This window comes from Bacillus sp. MUM 13 (assembly GCF_001866725.1).
Lineage (GTDB): Bacteria > Bacillota > Bacilli > Bacillales > DSM-1321 > Peribacillus.
In genome coordinates this window covers 1-3,302 of record NZ_MLYQ01000080.1, presented here as the reverse complement: position 1 = coordinate 3,302, position 3,302 = coordinate 1, and the positions used below count along the sequence as shown (strand labels likewise).

Sequence of the window (3,302 nt, the reverse complement as noted above, 5' to 3'; positions counted from 1 at the left end):
ATAGCACCACTGTTGGAAAAGGAATTGAAGAGTTATGCCTCTGATTTCGATTTAAAGCCTGCCGTTGAATTTCTGGCGAATGCGATCATTGGCAATAAGGCAGATGAAAAAGTGCTTGATTACACCCTGCATTCTGTCGCGAAATGGACTGAAAAGGAATCCTCCAAGTTTCAGATGGGGCATGTGATTATGACGGCCCTTCAGAATAAAGAATGGGAAGGATTTATGAAAATAGCTGTAAAGTCCGTCCTTAGCATGCTCGACGAAGAGAAAATTGGACGCGTGGTCCAGGAGTTTGCGCTTAATGAAATCTACAATATTCTTCAAAAAGAACATCCGAACAGGGTAAAAATCATTGCAGCCATCCGCGCAAACTTAATTAAAATCAGTTCCAATGAAGACGTGCTCGGCAGGCTGGAAACTTGGAAGAAGTCTGCTGTAAGCGGCATTTCTGCTGAAGGGCCCATTACGGATTTGCTTGCAGGCATCCAGAATAAACTCCTTGCATTCGCCGAAAAACCAGAAACGGTTGAAACGTACGTGCTACCTGTTATTCAAAACGGAATCAACTCTTTGAAGAGTAATCCTGAAACAATGACTAAAATTGAGCTTTGGGTCCAAAAACAAATTGTCGCGGCAATAGAAGCCAATCATAATAAGATAGGGAAGCTCGTAAAGGAAAACCTTGATAAGCTTGACGATAAGACCTTGATTGATATGATAGAAAACAACGTCGGGAAAGATCTGCAGTGGATCCGTGTAAATGGAGCCATCTGCGGATTTATCATAGGCCTTCTTTTAGCCGGATTTAAATTGATTTTTTAAATGCCTGCCACTGCTGAAGGGGGATTTGGCCAATTGCTGACTGGTGCGGTTATTGGTCATCTGCTGCAATGAACAGAAAAGATTAAAAGATTCTATTTTAAAATGAAAGAATAAAAAATAGGGAGTGCTGGTATATGGCTGAAATTAATTGGAGAAGTGAAATTGAAAGAAGAAAAATCGAATTATTGGCAGATGCGCAAAACCTGCTGAAAATCAAAAGTGTACTGGACGAGGAAAATCCCTTACCCGATGCTCCATTCGGGCAGGGCGTCAGAGAAGCCCTCGATTATATGCTTCAATTGGGAGAGAAAGACGGTTTTGCGGTAAAAAACACGGATAACGTAGCAGGCCACATCGAAATGGGACAGGGAGAAGAGCTTGTAGGCATTCTTTGCCATGTGGATGTTGTACCAGAGGGTGACGGATGGAGCTCCGATCCCTTTGGCGGAGAAGTAAGGGACGGCAAACTATTTGCCCGCGGGGCCATCGATGACAAAGGGCCGACAATGGCCGCTTATTATGCCATGAAAGTGGTTAAAGAACTCGGCCTGCCTTTAAATAAGCGTGTCAGGATGATTATCGGGACGGATGAGGAATCACAATGGAGATGTGTGGACAGGTATTTCCGGACGGAAGAGATGCCGACTCTCGGTTTTGCACCGGATGCGGATTTTCCGATTATAAATGCCGAAAAAGGAATCTGGGATTTTTATATTAAGCAAAAGCCTGCACTTGCTGAGGAAAAACAGGCTGGGGCGGAATTGATTGAATTTTCGTCAGGATGCAGAATGAATATGGTGCCTGACCATGCATTCGCAAGACTAAGAGGAGAACATGCTGTTGAAATTACTAAAAAGTTTAATCAGTACTTAAGCAAAAACTCTCTAAAAGGAAAAGCAGTCTTTGAAGAGGATATTGCGGTATTGGAGCTTGAAGGAGTTTCCGCACATGGCATGGAGCCTAATAATGGCTTAAATGCAGGACTGCATCTGGCGTCCTTTTTAGCGGATTTGGAAATGCCGCAGCATGCGAAGGAATATTTTACTTTCGTGAAAGAATACCTTTTCGGTGACTCACGAGGAAACAAACTTGGCATTGCATTTTCGGATGATATTACCGGGGACCTGACAATGAATGCCGGAAAATTGTCCTACAATATACTTGAAGGCGGCCAAATCGGCTTTACTATGCGCTACCCTGTTACCTATAAATGGGAAGAAGGGAAGCGAAAGCTGGATGAATTGCTAAGCGGACTTAATTTGTATACTGAAACACTTTCAAACTCCGTTCCGCATCATGTGGAGAGTGACAGCTTCCTGGTTCAAACGCTGCAAAAGGTGTATGAACAGGAAACGGGAGATAAAGCAGACTTATTTTCCATTGGCGGAGGCACCTATGCCCGCTCGTTAAAAGAAGGAGTGGCATTTGGGCCGTTATTTCCGGGAAGCGAGGATATTGCCCACCAAAAGGACGAATACATTGTTATTGAAGATATGTTAAAAGCAGCCGCAATTTATGCTCATGCTATTTATGAACTAGCAAAGTAATCTAAAAGGGGGAAGCATTGGGATGGGGAAAATGATTTTAAACGGGGAAATCAAGGAACGGAAAGAAATCAGGCTTGATGTGGATGACCGCGGATATCAGTTTGGGGATGGAATATACGAAGTCATCAGGATTTATAATGGAACCATGTTTGCTGCAGAAGAACATTTAACACGCCTTCTTGATAGCGCAAAAAAAATCAGGATTTCTGTTCCTTATACAGTTGCTGAGATGGCGGAACAGCTGAACCGGCTTATTAAAGAAGATGGTATAGCGTTTGGTACATTATATATGCAATTCACCAGAGGCGTATCGGCAAGGAACCATGCTTTTCCTGGTCCTGAAACAAATCCGGTTTATATCGCTTATACAAAAAACGTTGAATATAAAGGCAAGGCAGCTGCTGGCGTAAAGGCCTTAACAGAAGATGATATCCGCTGGCTGCGATGTGATATTAAAAGCTTAAATCTGCTCGGCAACATCCTTGCTAAACAAAAGGCATCCGAATCCGGCTGTTTTGAAGCGATTCTGCACCGCAGCGGAAGAGTGACAGAAGGAAGCTCATCGAATGTCTCTATTGTAAGCAATGGTACGGTCTTGACGCACCCTTCCGATAATTTCATATTAAATGGAATTTCACGGCAGGTTATGCTGAAGCTATGCAAGGAAAATGGAATTCCCTTTGAAGAAAAGCCATTTACACTAGACGAACTGCTGAATGCTGATGAGGTATTCCTTACTGGAACAACAATTGAGGTTGCCCCTGTTGCGGAAATTGACGGCAAAGCAATCGGCAGCCGAAAAATAGGCAAGATAACCGGAAAATTGCAGCAGCTTTTTGAAGAAGAAATAGAAAGGCAGTGCGGCTCGCTTGCACGCTGATTACACAGGCTTTAATTCTGCACGGTACTGATTGAAGCAGAAATCAGCCA

3 protein-coding genes are annotated in these 3,302 nt (G+C 43.4%); all 3 read left to right on the top strand.

Annotated elements, in window-relative coordinates; genetic code table 11:
- Positions 1-825: DUF445 family protein (locus BIV59_RS17175; RefSeq protein ID WP_170846183.1), on the top strand; the 825-nt coding region annotated here is incomplete at its 5' end.
- Between the two features lie 134 nt (positions 826-959).
- Entirely contained in the window at positions 960-2,372 is a 1,413-nt protein-coding gene (pepV, locus tag BIV59_RS17170; RefSeq protein WP_071352681.1) for a dipeptidase PepV, read from the top strand.
- A gap of 22 nt (positions 2,373-2,394) precedes the next feature.
- The gene (gene dat, locus BIV59_RS17165; protein ID WP_071352680.1) at positions 2,395-3,252 is read left to right on the top strand and encodes a D-amino-acid transaminase; all 858 of its coding nucleotides are present in this window, start codon (positions 2,395-2,397) and stop codon (positions 3,250-3,252) included.
- Positions 3,253-3,302: the final 50 nt, after the last annotated feature.